This is a genomic window from Nocardia sp. NPDC060220 (genome assembly GCF_042727815.1).
Taxonomy (GTDB): Bacteria; Actinomycetota; Actinomycetes; order Mycobacteriales; family Mycobacteriaceae; genus Nocardia.
Genome location: NZ_JBHWZY010000053.1, coordinates 1 through 15,502, shown reverse-complemented (window position 1 = coordinate 15,502; position 15,502 = coordinate 1). Strand labels below are relative to the sequence as shown.

The following is a 15,502-nucleotide window of genomic DNA, read 5'->3' as shown; positions in this document are numbered from 1 at the left end:
CGCCAGGACCGTGCGACGGGCGAAGGCCACCGGTTCGTCGGCGGCATCGGGGTACTCCTCCACGATCCGGTCCACCACACCGTCCTCGAGCAGATCAGCCGATCTGATGCCTTGTGCGGCAGCCATTTCCGGTGCGTGCGCGATATCGCGGAAGACGATGGCGCTCGCCCCTTCCGGCGGCAGCGGAGCCAGCCAGCCGTGCCTGGCGGCGAGCACCCGGTCGGCGGGCAACAGCGCGAGCGCGCCACCGCCGGTGCCCTGGCCGAGCAGCACGGAGACGGTCGGGGTGTCGAGGGTGACGAGATCGGCCAGACAGCGGGCGATTTCGGGGGCGAGCCCGCGTTCCTCGGCCTCCTTGGACAGGGCGGCGCCGACGGTGTCGATGACCAGCACCAGCGGCAACCGCAGTTCCCGCGCCAGGACCATCGCACGCCGCGCCTCGCGCAGGGCGGCCGGGCCCATGGTGTGCTCGCCCTCCTGACCGGATCGGTCGTGCCCGAACACGACACACGGTTGACCGGCGAACCGGGTGAGGGCGAGCAGGACAGTGCGATCGGACTCACCACGGCCTGTTCCGCTGAGCGGAACCCGTTGTGTCGTATGGCGAAGCAGGTCCCGAATGCCCGGCCGGCCGGGCCGCCGCGAACTGAGCACCGAATCCCAGGCGCCGGCAGCCGGATTCGACGGGGTCGACGGACTACGCACCGGCGCAGCCCAACCCGGCTCGGTCGTCATCGGAACGACAGCGCCTGCGGCGACGCTCATCGCCCGGTGCGCGATCCGCCGGAACACCTCCACCGTCACCACACCGTCGATCACACCGTTGCGATAGAGGTTCTCCGCCGTCTGCACGCCGGGCGGAAACGGCCTGCCGTACAAGGCTTCGTACACGCGAGGACCCAGAAACCCGATGAGCGCGCCGGGCGCGGCGAAGGTGATGTGCCCCAGCGACCCCCACGATGCGAACACCCCACCCATCGTCGGATCACGCAGATACACCAGATACGGATGCCCCGCCGACTTGTGTACGGCCACCGCACCCGCGATCTTCACCATCTGCACGAAAGCGACTGTCCCCTCCTGCATCCGCGTGCCGCCGGAGGTCGGCGAGGCGATCAGCGGCAGCCCGAGTTCGGTGGCGCGCTCGACGGCACACACGATCCGCTCGGCCGCTGCCACCCCGATCGATCCGGCCAGAAACGCGAACTCGCAGGCGATCACGGCCACTCGCCGCCCGCGCAACAACCCCTCCCCCGTCAGCACCGCCTCATCGGTCCCCGCCCGATCGGCCGCCGCGATGAGGTCCTGGCGATACCGCGGTGACACGGCGGGCTCGATCGGCGCCCGGTCCCAGCTCACGAAAGAGCCCGCGTCGAGCAACTGGCCGAGTAAGTCATCCGCCGACATCCGCACGCTCCGAGCGTAGCCGGACAGGTTCGGCCACAGTCACGAGATCACAGCAGAGCATTGGGACATCTTGACAATATGTTGTGTTTTTACAACACTTCATTAGGTGAGCCCAGTCAGACGAGGGGAAACCCTGCCGATCTTCAATCGCATCGCGGTGTTGCGCGCGGAGCATCGGATGAGCCGGGCGGCGCTTGCCGAGGCCGTCAACGTGAATGTCCAGACGATCGGCGCGCTCGAGCGTGGCGATCACTATCCGAGTCTCGATCTGGCGATGCGCATCTGCGATGTGTTCGCGCTACCGATCGAAGTCGTGTTCTCCCGCAAGGAATTCGGGCCGTTGTCGGCCGAGCTCTACCCACGCACGAAAGGCGAGACGCCATGACCACCACGCTCATCGACCGCTACCAGAACTATCGGGTCCGGCGCTGGCTCGTGCAGGAACAACGGACAGCGGGGATGCTGAAGAGCTGGCGGTCGCTGCGTCGACGGCGGATTCTCGTGGTGATCGTGACGATCGCGCTGCTCGGGATCGCGGTCGCCGGAGTGATGCGCGCGCTCGACCTGTTCGGGGCGCCAGGGGTCGCGCTCGTGTCGGCACTGGTGTTCCTGCCGAGCTGGACGATGTTGCGGATCGCTTCGGGCGGCCAGGATCACGCACCCGACCAGATGCTCGACGAACTGGAGATCTCCGAGCGCAACAAGGCCCGCTCGGCGGGACTCGCGCTCACCCAGTCGCTGACCATGGCACCGTTGGCATACCTGATCTTCGGCAGCGCGTTCTCACCGGAGGCCGACGCCTATCGCATCGCCTACGCGGGCGGATTGATGATGCTGGCCACGATCATGGCCGGCGGCTGTGCACCGGCGATGATCCTCGGCTGGACCCGGCCCGATCCCGAACCGGAGTCCTGAAACCCTGGTCCTGAACGAAGAGCGGGGCTGCGGCCTTCATCGCAGCAGCCCCGTCCATCGGTGCAGAGACGCGAGCTCAGTAACCCTGCATGACCTTGCGCAGCGCGTACTCGGTCAAGGCGACCAGGGCCTGCTTGGCCGGTTCCCGGCGACGGGCGTCGATCGACATGATCGGCACGTCGGCGGGAACCGCCAGGGCCTGGCGGATGTCCTCGAGCGGGTACTTCGGCGCGTCGTCGAACTCGTTGAGCGCCACCAGGAACGGCAGTCCGCGGGCCTCGAAGTAGTCGACAGCGGCGAAGCTGTCTTCGAGCCTGCGGGTGTCGACCAGCACCACGGCGCCGATGGCGCCGCGGATCAGGTCGTCCCACATGAACCAGAACCGGTACTGGCCCGGCGTACCGAACAGGTACAGGACCAGGTCGTCGGCGAGGCTGATACGGCCGAAGTCCATCGCCACCGTGGTGGTGGACTTCTGCGGAATACCGGTCAGGTTGTCGATTCCGGTACTGGCGTTGGTGACCAACGCCTCGGTGCGCAGCGGAACGATCTCCGACACCGCGCCGACCATCGTGGTCTTACCCACACCGAAGCCGCCGGCGACCACAATCTTCGCCGAAGTCGGCTTGGCCGTGCGGGTATCGACCTGCGCCGTCGAATCAAATACGCCGGAGTCCACTGAGAACCCTTTCGATCAGCTCGCGACGTTCATCGTCGCTGGAATCGTCTTTCAAAGTTGCCGAAACCCGGACGTGGCCGGCCTCGATCAGATCGGCTACGAGTACCCGGGCCACCCCGATCGGGATGTACAGCTGGGCAGCTATCTCGGCAACGGACGGCGATTGCCTGCACAACTCCACGATGGACGTTTCGAGGTTGTTCAGTTCGTACTGCCGCTCCATGGCGACCGGATGCGATGCGACGAGTGCCTCCAGCGCCAACTCGACCGCCGGCCTGGTGCGGCCGGCAGTCAAGGAGTACGGGCGGACGAGGCTGGGCTCGGCGCTCCCCATGCGGTGATCGTCTATGTCCATCCCACCATCAGGAACCCATCGTGACGCGCGGGGTGGCCTGGACCGTCTGGCCAACGCGCTCGACCAGAAGTGCCATTTCGTAGCCGACCTGACCGATGTCACACGAGGTGTTGGTCAGGACCGCTAGGTAGGAGCCGTCGCCGACTGCCATGAGCAGCAGGTATCCGTGCTCCATCTCCACGACGGACTGGAGTACCGTACCGCCTTCGAACAGATTCGACACGCCGACGGAAAGGCTCGCCAGTCCGGCGGTCACCGCGGAGAGCTGTTCTGCGCGGTCGACCGGGAGCTGAGCGCTCGCGGCCATCAACAGTCCGTCAGCCGAGACCAGGACGGCATGGGCTACGCCAGGAACCTCGTTGGCGAAGTTCGAAACCAGCCAATCCAGCTGACGGTTCGTACCACCTAGATCGGGGTTCATCGGTCTCCTTTATCTCCGGTTAGGTTCATTGCCTTCATTGCGCGGCCATCCCGGACGCCCTGCTGGTGACGACTCAGGCTGTTGCGGATCGTGGCGGGATCGCGTTGCTGCGGAGTGCGATCGGCGGTGCCGCTCACACCACCCGGCACAAGCCTCCCGCCCGGACTGCGCTGAGGCAAGCCGGCGGCGGTACGCACCTCGGACTGGGCTTCGCTCGCCGCGCGAGCAGCCTCCCAGCCGTCATCACCGGGTGATTCGAAGGACGCGGCCATCTGGTTCCGGTCGGAATTCTCGTCCGTGAGCCACGACGACATCATCTCCGCGAAGATCGGTGTTCCGCCCATCACGGAATCACCTTCCGGTGCCGGCTGCAACCTGGTCTGGAAGAACGACGCAGCCTTGACCGGATTGGACCGGAAGCTGTGCCGACCCGGATCACGCCCTGCCGACGCAGCGTTATCCGGCCCCGCAGGGTCCCGATCCCGTTGCGGCAGAGCCACTCCTGGCCCGGCGTTCGCCTGCGGTACAACACTAGCCCCGGGATCGCGCTGCGGCAGCCCATTCGGCGCAGCCGCGCGTTGGGGCAGGCCGTTGGGCGCGTCCCGCTGCGGTTGACCCGCGGCCGGAGCGCGCTGGGGCAGACCGTTGTCGGCCGAATCCTGCTGCGGCGCAGGGGTTGCGCGCTGGGGCAGACCATTGGCCGGACGGGCGGGCTGGGCACGCTGTGGAAGTCCGCTGGCCGGATCACGCTGCGGCAGACCGCCGGTCTGCTCACGCTGCGGCAGACCATTGGACGGATCACGCTGCGGGAGGCCACCGGTCTGCTCACGCTGCGGGAGGCCGTTGGACGGGTCGCGCTGCGGCAGACCGCCCGTCTGGTCCCGCTGCGGTAGGCCGGTCGACGGATCACGTTGCGGCAGGCCACCGGTCTGCTCACGTTGCGGGAGACCACCGGTCTGATCGAGCCTGGGCAAACCACCGGACTGATCCCGATGCGGCAGGCGCGGCGCGGGATCGCGCTGCGGCAGACCGCCGGAGGCGTTGCCCCGCTGCGGGAGTCCGGTCGCCGGGTCACGCTGCACGGGCTCGGAATCACGCTGCGGCGCAGCGCTGCCCTGACCACGCTGCGGCAACCCGGTCGACTGCGCCGGATCACGCTGGGCGTTCGCGGCATCGCGCTGCGGTAGACCCGTTGCCGGGTCACGCTGCGGCAGGCCACCGGTCTGCTCCCGCTGCGGTAGGCCGGTCGACGGATCGCGCTGCGGCAGACCCGTTGCCGGGTCACGCTGCGGCAGACCGCCGGTCTGCTCCCGCTGCGGTAGCCGCGGCGACGGATCGCGCTGCGGCAGACCGACCGAAGGATCACGCTGCGGGGCGCCATTGGCGCCCGGCGAACGCTGCGGCAACCCACCGGGGGTGCTCCCCCGCTGCGTCTGTGCCGAATCGCGCTGCGGCGGTGCCAGGTCGCGCTGGGGCGGTGCCGCGTCACGCGGCGACTGCGCGGAATCCCGCGACGGCGCGCCGTTCGCACCCGGCTGACGCTGCGGCAGCCCACCACCGGCCTGCGGCGGCCCACCGGGCTTCTGCTCACCCGGGCCCTGCTGGCCCGGCCCGGCGGGCGGGCGCTGCGGCCCACCCGGCGCCAGGTTGCGCTTGGGTAGGTTCGCCGCGGCGAGCTTGCCGCGCTGCGGCACGTTCCCCTGGCCCGGCGCGGGCGGACGCAGCGACGGCGACGACTGCTCGTTCGCGTCCTGGGCCACGCCCGAAGCCATCGAGTTGCCCGGCTGACGTTGCGGCAACCCACCACCGGCACCCGCCGGCGGCCCGCTGGTTCCGGGATCCACGGTGACCATCACGTTGCCACCCGGGGTGCGGGTGATCGCGCGGGTCTGCATGGTGCTGCTCGGCTGCTGCTGCTGCGGGTTCGGTCGCTGCTGCTGCGGTGCGGGCGCGTTCTGCTGCTGCACCTGCTGCGGCGGCACCACCGGGCCACCGGCACCGGCGACGATGAGGCCGACCGGCACGTGCACGGTGACGGTGACGCCCGGATCGCGCGCGGTATCGAAGGTCGGACGCAGGCGCACGGTGAGACCGTGGCGCTCGGCCAGCCGGCCGACCACGAACAGACCCATGTGGCGGGCGGTGTCGGGACCGGGCTCAGCGGTCTGCTCGAGCCGGTGGTTGATCTCCGACATCTCGGCAGGCGGCATACCGATGCCGCGGTCGGCGACCTCGATCAGCAGACCCTGGTCGTGTGCCTGGGCGAAGGTGAACTTGACGTCGGTCTCCGGCGGGGAGGCCCGCAGCGCGTTGTCGAGCAGCTCGGCGAACAGGTGCGCCATATCGGAGGCGGCCGGTTCGACCAGCGAGCCACGCGGTGTGGCGCCGAGCTTGACCCGCTCGTAGTCCTCGACCTCGGAGATCGCGGCACGCAGCACGTCGGCGATCTCGACCGGGGCCGACTTGGTGCGACGCTGCTTGGTACCCGCGAGAATCAGCAGGTTGTCACCGTTACGGCGCATGCGCGCGGCGAGGTGGTCGAGCCGGAAGAGGTTCTCGAGCAGGCGCGGGTCCTTCTCGTCGTACTCCATCGCCTCGATGAGGGTGAGCTGATGGTCGACGAGCGACTTGGACCGGCGGGCCAGCGTCTCGAACATGTCGTTGACCTGCGAACGCATCTGCGCCTGGTCGCTGGCCAGACGCAGCGCCTGACCGTGGATATCGTCGACGGCGCGGGCGAGCTGGCCGATCTCCTCGTCGGAGCGCACCGGCATCGGCTCGAGCGGCACGTCCTCGGGCGCGGCACCGTTGCGGAGCTGGGCGACCTCGTGCGGCAGATCGGACTCGGCGACGCGCAGCGCGGCCAGCCGGAGGCGGTGCAGCGGCACGATCATCGAGCGGGCGACGAACACGGCGAGCAGCAGCGCGGCCAGGATCGTCGCGATGACGACAGCGGTATAGGTCCAGGCACCGGTGGCGGCCGCATCGGTGAGCTCGTCCATCGAGACCTCGATGGCCTTGGTCGCCTCGTTCACGACGCCTTCGTAGGCCTGCAGACTCGAGTAGAGCGAGGTACGCAAGTCGCCGACAGGCAGCTTGCCCGCGGACACCTCGGGACTGCTGATCAGGTTCGCCCGGATATCGGCCTGAGCCTTGAGGTCGGCGATCACCCGATCGCCGTCGGGGAAGCGGTTGGACAGCACATCGAGCAGATGGCTCTCGGTCGCGACACCGGTGAGGAAGGTCTGCGCCCCGGTGTCCTGCCCACGCAGCATCCCGGCCAGACCGGCGAGCTCGTCGACGAGCACCGAACGCGTGTTGAGCGAGTCGACCAGACGCAGCTTGGCCGTGTCCATCACCGGATCGCTCACCTGAGCGATGGTGGACTCCACGATGCTGACGCTGTCCTGGGTCATCTGCTCGACCCCGGAAAGTACCGGCTCGGCGGACGTCGACAGCGCCTTACCCTGCGCGCGCACGTTCTTGGCCTGCTTGACCATCCGCTCCAGCGCGCCGTGCGCGGCAGGCAGATCGGTCAGCCGACCGAGCGAGGTCTCGGCCGCGGCGACGGCGGCGTCGAGATCGGCGAGGTCCTTGTCGGTGACCAGGGTGACCCCCGGACCGGCCGGCACCAACTGACTGCCGGCCACCTTCGCCGTGCCTGCACTCAGCGCGGTGACCGTCGGAATCGTGTCTACCTGCTCGTTGATACTGGAGAGCCGGTTGGCCTCCGAGAACTCGGAGGTAATTCTCGACACGCCGAGCCCGACCGCGACCGCGAGTGGCACGGCAAGCACGGCCGTAACCTTCCAACGCAGGTCCCAGTTGCCGAGCGCCCAGCGTTTGCTGCCGGACCTAGCGGCGTCACGCATCTCCCACTCACTTTCCAAACTGGCCTCGTACCGTACGCCTGAGGCGAACCTCCACAGGCGCGATGGTGGCTCGCCAGTGGCTGCTGGCCGAGAACTACGGCTGGCCGAGAAATTGCGTCTACGACTGCCCGAATAAGTGACATCGGATTCTAACGGATCAATAACTTCTTGGCTGACTCCCGGTAGAGGTCCGCTCGATGACCAGCCCGTTGTAGGCAAAACCAAAGGTCGCGGCACCCCCTCGGGTGTCGCGTGAAGTCTGCCACAATCATCTGGATCTATCGAGCGGGCATCGAAGCGAGGCTAGGGAGTCACGGGGTTGGACACCGAACACGAGTACCGGCCGGTCTATCAGACCAGCCTGGTCGACCCAGCCGACTTCTGGTCCGCCGCAGCTCAGGGCATCGAGTGGGATGTCGAACCGCAGCAGATCGTCGATGCCGCCGATAAGCGGTCGGCCCGGTGGTTCCCCGATGCCCGCCTGAATACCTGCGTGAACGCCCTCGACCGCCACGTCAGAGCGGGCACTGTCGACCAGGGTGGACACGCCGATCAACCCGCCCTCATATATGCCTCCGCTATGACGGACACCACCACGATTTACACCTACGCCGAATTGCTCGACGCGGTGGCCGAGTTCGCGGGAGCCATGCGCGATCTCGGTGTGGTGGCCGGTGATCGGGTGGTGATCTATCTGCCGATGATTCCCGAAGCGGTGATCGCGATGCTGGCCTGTGCCCGCATCGGCGCGGTGCACTCGGTGGTGTTCGGCGGGTTCGCCGCACCCGAGCTGGCCGCCCGCATCGACGACGCCGAGCCGGTCCTGATCATCACCGCCTCGGGCGGCCTGGAACCCAACCGCCGCATCGACTACCCGCCGATCGTGATGGCCGCGCTCGATCTCGCCGAGACCGCGTCGGTACGCACGGTGATCGTGAAGCAGCGGCCCCAGTTCACGACGATCGAGTTCCCGGCCGCCCTGCCCGCCACCGACGTGCTGCCGTCCTCGGAGCAGACCGTCGCCGCGCGCTGGGTCGATTGGGACGACTGCGTCGACGGCGCGGCGCCCGCCGATCCGGTCTCGGTGGCCGCCACCGATCCGCTCTACATCCTCTACACCTCCGGCACCACCGGTAAGCCGAAGGGCGTGGTGCGCGACAACGGCGGACACGCGGTGGCGCTGGCCTGGTCGATGCGCAATATCTACGACGTCGGCCCTGGTCAGGTGTTCTGGGCTGCCTCCGATGTGGGCTGGGTCGTCGGCCACTCCTACATCGTCTACGCACCCCTGCTGGTCGGCGCGACGACGGTGCTCTACGAGGGCAAACCGGTCGGCACCCCCGACGCGGGCGCGTTCTGGCGGATCGTCGACGAGCACGACGTGCGGGTGCTGTTCACCGCGCCGACCGCGTTGCGCGCGATCCGCCGCGCCGACCCCGACGCCACCGCGGCCCACCGTCACGACCTGTCCCGGCTGCGCGCGCTGTTCTGCGCGGGCGAGCGCCTGGATCCGGCCACCTTCGACTGGGCGACGAACACCCTGCTCGCCGATCATCCCGACACCCCGGTGGTCGATCACTGGTGGCAGACCGAGACCGGCTGGCCGATCTGCGCCGACCCGCTCGGCGTGCAGGAACTGCCGGTCAAGCCCGGTTCGGCGAGTGTGCCGGTGCCCGGCTACCGGCTGCGCGTGCTCGACGCGAACGGCAACGCGGTTCCGGCCGGGACCGAGGGCAACATCGTCATCGGGCTGCCGCTGCCTCCCGGCTGCCTGACCGGGTTGTGGCGCGACCGGGATCGCTTCATCCGCTCGTACCTGTCGGCCTTCCCCGGCCATTACCTCACCGGCGACTCCGGCTACTTCGACGAGGACGGCTATCTCTACGTCCTCGGGCGCAGCGACGACGTGATCAACATCGCCGGGCATCGCCTGTCGGCGGGCAGCATCGAGGCCGCCATCGCCGGGCACGAGGCCGTCGCCGAATGCGCGGTGATCGGCATGCCCGACGAGCTCAAGGGCAGCCTCCCGCTGGCCTATGTGGTGCTCAAGCAGGGCGTCGAGATCGACCAGCAGCAGTTGCGCGCCGAACTCGACGACCGGGTGCGTGCCCAGATCGGGGCGATCGCCACCCTGCACGACTCGATCATCGTCACCGGCCTGCCCAAGACCCGTTCCGGCAAGATCCTGCGCAAGACGATCCGCCAGCTCACCGCAGGTGAACACGTCGAAACCCCCGCCACCATCGAGGACCCCCACGTCCTCACCGCCCTGGCGGACCGCATCCTCGCCAACCCACCACTGGGCAGCATCACGTCGGCCACCTCCCCCGACCAGGACAACGACCCGGTCTCCCCTGCCCCGTAGGGATCCGAGGTCTGGGTAGCCCCGCAGGGGCGTCTCGGCCGCCTCGATCCGGACTGACCAGAGGGTGCGACGAAGGAGTGCCCGCCGGGAGGGAAGATCGAGGCCACCAGGCCGAGACCCCGCGGCGCCCGCGCCGCCAGAAATATAAGCTCACCACGTGACTTCCTCTACCGTTCTCGTCGTCGATGACGACGAGGACGTTCTCGCCTCGGTCGAACGCGGCCTGCGACTGTCCGGTTTCCGGGTGCTGGTCGCGCGCGACGGTGGTGCCGCGCTGCGCGCCGTCGCCGAGCAGGCGCCCGACGCGGTGGTCCTCGACATGAACATGCCGGTCCTCGACGGTGCCGGGGTGGTCACGGCCCTGCGAGCTATGGGCAATGACGTGCCTATCTGCGTGCTCAGCGCCCGTGCTTCGGTGGACGACCGGATCGCGGGTCTCGAGTCGGGCGCCGACGACTACCTGGTGAAACCGTTCGAGCTGGCCGAATTGGTGGCCAGGATCAAGGCCCTGCTGCGCCGCCGCACCGACACACCCGAGCCCGTGGCGCCCGGCGCGCTGACGGTCGGGCCGTTGCTGGTCGATGTCGCGGGGTATCGCGCACTACTGCACGGGCGCGAAATCGAGCTCACCAAAAGGGAATTCGAATTGCTGTCGACGCTCGCCCGGAATGCCGGTGTGGTGTTGACGCGAGAACGGCTGCTGGAATTGGTGTGGGGTTACGATTTCATAGCCGATACGAATGTGGTGGACGTATTCGTCGGATACCTGCGCAGGAAACTCGAAATAGATGACACGCCACGGATTTTGCACACGATTCGCGGGGTGGGTTTCGTACTCCGGGAATCGAAATGATCTCCGAACAACCGCTGAAACGTCGTCGCAGACAATCGTTTTCGCTCCGGACAAGAGTCGCGGGGGCGGCTGCGGCGGGCGCCGTCATCATCGTCACGATCGCCGCTTTCGTGGGTTTTCAAGCAATCGAGCGCAATAATGTCACCCAAACCGATCAGCAACTGGAAATCGCTTCGCGCATCGTGCTGATCGAGCCGGTGCTGGCAACCGGGTTCGTCAACCTGACCGGATTGCAGAACACCATGGCGCTCACGGTGCGCGACGACGGCCAGGTGACCGCGTCGAGCTCGACCCAGCTGCCGGATCTGCCCCCCGGCTCACAGACCGTCGAGCTGAACGACCAGCCCTATCGGGTGCTCACCACCACCGAGAACCAGCCCGCGGGTCGCACTGTCTCGCTGGCCATTCCGACCACCGAGGCCACCAAGGCCACCGACGACCAGCAACGCTGGGTCCTCGCGGGCGCGGCGATCGCGGTGGCGGCCGCGGCGGCGCTGGGCTGGCTGCTCGCCGGGCGTGCGGTCGGCCCGATCGTGAAGCTGACCAAGCAGGTGTCGGCCCGCAGCACGGGCGGTGGGCCGGACGAGCACGACCGCCCGGTCGACGGTTCCGGTGTCGACGAAGCGGTGAAGCTGGCCGACGCGGTGAACACCATGCTGGCCCGCGTCGACCAGGCCCAGGCCGAGACCGCCGCCGCGCTGGAAACCGCCCGCGACTTCGCCGCCGTCTCCGCCCACGAACTGCGCACCCCGCTCACCGCGATCCGCACCGACCTCGAGGTCCTGCGCACCCTCGACCTCACCGACGACCAGCGTCGCGAGATCCTCGACGACCTCGCCCGCAACGAGACCAGGGTGGAAACCACCCTGTCCGCGCTGGAACGGCTCGCCCGCGGCGATCTCACCGCCGAGACCGATCACGTCCCCACCGATGTCGCCGACCTGTGCGACCAGGCCGCCCACGACGCCATGCGCCACAACCCCGGTCTGGCGGTGCGCATCGACACCGACGCCGAGCTGGTGACCCGGGGCCTGCCCGCAGGCCTGCGGCTGGCCGTCGACAACGCGCTCACCAATTCGGTGAAGCACGGCGGCGCCACCGCCGCTGTCGTGTCGGCGCATCGCACCGCGCACGACCGGATCGTCATCGCCGTCGACGACAACGGCACCGGCGTCGCGCCCGGCGAACGCGAGGCGGTCTTCGCGCGGTTCGCCCGCGGCGCCAACGCCGCCAAGGGCGGTTCGGGCCTCGGCCTCGCGCTGGTGGCCCAGCAGGCCCAGTTGCACGGCGGGCTGACGTACTTCGAGGACAGTCCACTCGGCGGCGCCCGTCTCGTCATCGACCTGCCCGCGCGACCGGCCCAGTAGAAACACGAAAGCCCCGCACCCACGATGACCGTGGATGCGGGGCCGAGCTCGCTACTTACTTGTCGCTCTTGAAAGCGTCCTTCACTCTGCCCGCCGCGCGCTCGGCAGCTTCCTTCACGTTGGCCGCTGCCTTCTTCGCTTCCGCCTCGATCTTCTCGCCCTCGGCCTTGGCCTTGGCTTTGACATCGTCGGTGTCGGACATCGAACCTCCACTCTCGTGAGTTCCGCGCCTGATCGGCGCGGGGTGAAGACACTCGCGAGAATACCGCACAGTTAACAACCAGCGACTGAAGCTGGAATCAGGGGAGAACCTGCGGGATCGACTCCGGGATGACCAGGCCGATCACCGCGCCGAGCACCGCGCCGGTGATCGCGAAGGAGACGCCCGAGGTGAACGCGCACAGGAAGTAGCCGATGATGAACGCGGCCAGGCCCGGGATGCACAGGATCGCCGCGGTCAGGAAGCCGATGGTGGCACCGGCGGCCGCACCGTTCTGGACGGGGTCGTGGTTACCGGCCTCGGGGTTGGTGGCGATGCTCTTCAGCTCGTCGGTGGTGGCGGCGGACAGCTGCGGGGCGATCTGCAGCGTGCGGCCGTCCTCGGAGACGACCGAAGCCAGCGCGATGTTGTTGCCACCGACGGTGGTCATCGTCAGCGGCAGCTCGCTGACCTTGTCTCCGGTGGCGGAGATGACCGCGACATTGGTGGAGTCGGGCGAGAGCACGAAGCGGCCGTTGTCGACGGTCGCGGAGACGGTGCGCAGGTCCGGCGAGACGGTGGTCTTGTAGCCGACGCCGTCGGCGGCGCCTTCGCCTGCCAGCCCGGCGGCGATCTCGGCCTGACGCGCGACGGTGACATCAGCGGCCGCGGTGCCCGTGGTGACGAGCGACGCCGCGACGACCAGCGGCAGTGCGGCGAAGACCGCACGGCGACCCGCGCGAGTGATGTTGTGGCTGAACATGTTCGGTTCTCCCTCCCGATGCTTCCGAAGAATCCCCGAACCCCCCGGACGAATCGAAAAAATCTCGATGTCGATTGACTCGAGAGTTGTACCGAACCACTACGGTGTTGCGGAATATGTTGTGACACAAGGCATAGTTTGAACAGGTAGCTATCGATCGGCGATCGCGCGCAGTACTCGACCGGCATACCGGCAGCTACCTTGAACAGCCCTTCCTCAACGAACTCTCAGACATCTCCCACGTCCGGCACCGAACTCCGGGATACCGTCGCCGATGTGATCGACAAACGCGCTCGCCTGCTCTGCTTCACCACTGCTCTCGCGCTGGCGGGCGGTGCTGTCGCCTGTTCCGGCAAGGATGCCGCACCGACCGGGATCGCGCTCGTCAACGCTGATTCCGGGCCGACCGGCGAGCGTGTGGCCAAGGCGGTGCAGGATGCGGGTGGCTATGAGTGGACCGTCGCGAAGCCCGGTGAGATCGACGCGGGCGACTACGCCGCCGTGATCACCCTGCCCGCCGACCTCACCGCGTCGATGGCCACCCTCGCCACCCCGGAACCCAAGCGCGCCAGGGTGACCGTCGCCACCCACGACGGCGCCGACACGAACACGGTGAACGGCGCGGTCGATGTGGTGACGCACCGGATCGGCGCGTCCGGCGTCGACGCGGCGCTGGCCGCGGTCTCGCAGGCACGCAACCAGATGACCTCGGTCCAGTTCACCGCCCAGCTGCTCAGCGCGGGCGTGAACGCCGCCGCCGACGGTGCGAGCCAGTTCAGTGGCGGTGCGGAGCAGATGCTCGGGTTCCTCGACTTTGCGAAAGAGGGTGCGGGCCAACTCACTTCGGCGATCGAGCTGCTGAACCAGACCGTCGACGGCGCGGCGAAGCAGGCGAACCAGCTGGCCGATGCCCTCGGCGCCACCGGCGTCACCATCGCCGGCGTCCAATCCAGCGCGGCCGCCATGGGCTCCGGTCTCGACCAGATCCTGCCCCTTCTGAAAGCCCTCCCCTTCGCGGGCGACCCTCAGCTCGCCGACATCATCACCAAACTCGAAGCGCTACGCGGCGTATCGACCCAGGCAGGCACCCAACTCGACGGCCTCAGCGAATTGACCGGCGCCGCAGTAGATCCCAACACCGACCTCGGCACCCTCCTGCGCACCGTCGTGGCCCGCCTCAACAGCGCCCGCGACCAGCTCACCCAGGGCGCCGAACTCGCCAAGGGCCTGCCCACCCTCGCCGAGCAGGGCGGCGCCCAACTCCTCTCGGCCGTCGAACAACTCACCGGCGGCGTCGGCGCCCTGCAGAACATCGTCGGCAACCTCAACACCCAAACCGGCAAGGCCCTCGAGGCCCTCCCCCCACGAGGCCAGTCCCAGCAATCCGCCCTCGCCCTCGCCCTCACCGACCCCGTCGAAGTCGTCCGGGAGTGACAGCACTACGGCCCGGTCGGTTTCGACCGGGCCGCAGGGGTTTTCAGGGTCAGGGCAGGACCTGCGGGATGATGTGCGGTGCGGCCACGCCGACCACGGCGCCGATCAACGCGCCGATCAACGCGTTCGGGAGACCTACCAGGCCGACGCACGGCAGGTAGAGGATCATCGTGGTGATCATCGGGATGCACACGACGGCGGCGACGAGCGCGCCGATGCCGGCGCCGATGGCGGCGGCGTTCTGGACCGGGTCGGGGAATTGCGCGGTGGGGGTGGTCGCGATGGTCTTCAGTTCGTCGCTCGCCTCCGCGGTGGGCCGCGGTGTCACCGTCATGCTTCGCCCGTCGGCCGCGATCTCGGTCGCCAGGGCGATCACATTGCCGCTGACCGTGGTGAACGAGGTGGGGACCTCCCCGATCGGATCGCCGGTCGCGGACTCGACGATGACCCGGGCCCGGTCGGGTGCGAGCAGGAACCGGCCCTCCTCCACCGAGGCGGCTACGGTGCGCAGGTCCGGCGCGACCGTGGTGCGGTAGCCCTGCCCCGCACTCGACAATCCCGCCGCGTACTGCGTCTGCTGGTCGACCTCCGCAGACGCGACCCCGGCCACGCTCACCGCCACGGCGATGGGCAGCGCCACGGCCAGCGCACGGCGAACAACCTTGTGTTGGAACATGATCGAGAATCTCCCTCCCGAAACTCCCGAAGAACCCGGCCCCGGGCGAATCGAACAAGTCACTGTCATGGACAACGCATTGGAAACGAATCACACGGGAGCCGTTGGGCTCCGTCATACGCGGGGCACATTACCCCGCGGCGCGCGAGGCGGGTGCCTTACCCCTGAAACAGCAACGGCCCGTGCCTCCCTGAGG

At 68.4% G+C, this 15,502-nt stretch carries 14 protein-coding genes; 6 read left to right on the top strand and 8 right to left on the bottom strand.

The features are described from left to right. Positions 1-1,407 (bottom strand): carboxyl transferase domain-containing protein (locus ACFWF3_RS04615; RefSeq protein ID WP_379312428.1); only part of this gene is annotated, 1,407 nt, incomplete at its 3' end. Positions 1,408-1,513: 106 nt separating this feature from the next. On the opposite strand from ACFWF3_RS04615, the gene ACFWF3_RS04610 reads away from it, so the two are divergent. After that, complete coding sequence (locus tag ACFWF3_RS04610; RefSeq protein WP_364578900.1) at positions 1,514-1,792, top strand: helix-turn-helix transcriptional regulator; 279 nt, start codon at positions 1,514-1,516, stop codon at positions 1,790-1,792. Next, the gene (locus tag ACFWF3_RS04605) at positions 1,789-2,322 is read left to right on the top strand and encodes a hypothetical protein (protein ID WP_378990481.1); all 534 of its coding nucleotides are present in this window, start codon (positions 1,789-1,791) and stop codon (positions 2,320-2,322) included. Before ACFWF3_RS04610 ends, ACFWF3_RS04605 begins: the two co-directional genes overlap by 4 nt. Before the next feature lie 76 nt (positions 2,323-2,398). On the opposite strand, the gene ACFWF3_RS04600 is transcribed toward ACFWF3_RS04605, so the two are convergent. From ACFWF3_RS04600 to ACFWF3_RS04585, 4 genes are read right to left on the bottom strand one after another with little or no spacing between them, the layout of a single operon-like run. Beyond that, on the bottom strand, positions 2,399-3,001 hold the full coding sequence (locus ACFWF3_RS04600) for an ATP/GTP-binding protein (protein ID WP_174551063.1): 603 nt from the start codon (positions 2,999-3,001) through the stop codon (positions 2,399-2,401). Further along, the gene (locus ACFWF3_RS04595; RefSeq protein WP_056818578.1) at positions 2,982-3,356 is read right to left on the bottom strand and encodes a DUF742 domain-containing protein; all 375 of its coding nucleotides are present in this window, start codon (positions 3,354-3,356) and stop codon (positions 2,982-2,984) included. The genes ACFWF3_RS04600 and ACFWF3_RS04595 overlap by 20 nt, the downstream gene beginning before the upstream one ends. A 7-nt stretch (positions 3,357-3,363) precedes the next feature. Then, entirely contained in the window at positions 3,364-3,777 is a 414-nt protein-coding gene (locus ACFWF3_RS04590) for a roadblock/LC7 domain-containing protein (RefSeq protein WP_011207200.1), read from the bottom strand. Next, positions 3,774-7,649, bottom strand: coding sequence for an ATP-binding protein (locus ACFWF3_RS04585; protein WP_379312427.1), 3,876 nt, complete (start codon positions 7,647-7,649; stop codon positions 3,774-3,776). The genes ACFWF3_RS04590 and ACFWF3_RS04585 overlap by 4 nt, the downstream gene beginning before the upstream one ends. 319 nt (positions 7,650-7,968) lie before the next feature. Between ACFWF3_RS04585 and ACFWF3_RS04580 the strand changes: the two genes are divergently transcribed. The 3 genes from ACFWF3_RS04580 to ACFWF3_RS04570 all read left to right on the top strand — a co-directional run bounded on the left by ACFWF3_RS04580 (position 7,969) and on the right by ACFWF3_RS04570 (position 12,234). Then, entirely contained in the window at positions 7,969-10,014 is a 2,046-nt protein-coding gene (locus ACFWF3_RS04580; protein WP_379312426.1) for an AMP-binding protein, read from the top strand. Between the two features lie 157 nt (positions 10,015-10,171). Then, on the top strand, positions 10,172-10,867 hold the full coding sequence (locus ACFWF3_RS04575; RefSeq protein WP_101464499.1) for a response regulator transcription factor: 696 nt from the start codon (positions 10,172-10,174) through the stop codon (positions 10,865-10,867). 110 nt (positions 10,868-10,977) lie between these two features. Then, on the top strand, positions 10,978-12,234 hold the full coding sequence (locus ACFWF3_RS04570; RefSeq protein ID WP_379312425.1) for a sensor histidine kinase: 1,257 nt from the start codon (positions 10,978-10,980) through the stop codon (positions 12,232-12,234). A 55-nt stretch (positions 12,235-12,289) separates the two neighbouring features. On the opposite strand, the gene ACFWF3_RS04565 is transcribed toward ACFWF3_RS04570, so the two are convergent. After that, entirely contained in the window at positions 12,290-12,436 is a 147-nt protein-coding gene (locus tag ACFWF3_RS04565) for a hypothetical protein (RefSeq protein ID WP_378990486.1), read from the bottom strand. A 97-nt stretch (positions 12,437-12,533) separates the two neighbouring features. Continuing rightward, positions 12,534-13,196 carry a hypothetical protein gene (locus tag ACFWF3_RS04560; protein WP_379312424.1) on the bottom strand — a complete coding sequence of 221 codons (663 nt, stop codon included), beginning with the start codon at positions 13,194-13,196 and terminating at the stop codon, positions 12,534-12,536. A 276-nt stretch (positions 13,197-13,472) separates the two neighbouring features. Here ACFWF3_RS04560 and ACFWF3_RS04555 point away from each other — a divergent pair, with 276 nt between their 5' ends. Next, positions 13,473-14,630 carry a hypothetical protein gene (locus tag ACFWF3_RS04555; RefSeq protein ID WP_378990487.1) on the top strand — a complete coding sequence of 386 codons (1,158 nt, stop codon included), beginning with the start codon at positions 13,473-13,475 and terminating at the stop codon, positions 14,628-14,630. A gap of 49 nt (positions 14,631-14,679) precedes the next feature. Here the strand turns inward: ACFWF3_RS04555 and ACFWF3_RS04550 are convergent, their stop codons facing one another. Continuing rightward, positions 14,680-15,306: a hypothetical protein gene (locus ACFWF3_RS04550; RefSeq protein ID WP_378656463.1), complete on the bottom strand. Its 627-nt coding sequence runs from the start codon at positions 15,304-15,306 to the stop codon at positions 14,680-14,682. Between the last annotated feature and the right edge of the window lie 196 nt (positions 15,307-15,502).

What these genes read in the sequence shown, in the direction of transcription:
- ACFWF3_RS04605 (WP_378990481.1), top strand. Translation starts at nt 1,789, where the DNA reads ATGACCACCACGCTCATCGACCGCTACCAGAACTATCGGGTCCGGCGC.
- ACFWF3_RS04595 (WP_056818578.1), bottom strand. Translation starts at nt 3,356, where the DNA reads ATGGACATAGACGATCACCGCATGGGGAGCGCCGAGCCCAGCCTCGTC.
- ACFWF3_RS04590 (WP_011207200.1), bottom strand. Translation starts at nt 3,777, where the DNA reads ATGAACCCCGATCTAGGTGGTACGAACCGTCAGCTGGATTGGCTGGTT.
- ACFWF3_RS04585 (WP_379312427.1), bottom strand. Translation starts at nt 7,649, where the DNA reads ATGCGTGACGCCGCTAGGTCCGGCAGCAAACGCTGGGCGCTCGGCAAC.
- ACFWF3_RS04565 (WP_378990486.1), bottom strand. Translation starts at nt 12,436, where the DNA reads ATGTCCGACACCGACGATGTCAAAGCCAAGGCCAAGGCCGAGGGCGAG.
- ACFWF3_RS04560 (WP_379312424.1), bottom strand. Translation starts at nt 13,196, where the DNA reads ATGTTCAGCCACAACATCACTCGCGCGGGTCGCCGTGCGGTCTTCGCC.
- ACFWF3_RS04550 (WP_378656463.1), bottom strand. Translation starts at nt 15,306, where the DNA reads ATGTTCCAACACAAGGTTGTTCGCCGTGCGCTGGCCGTGGCGCTGCCC.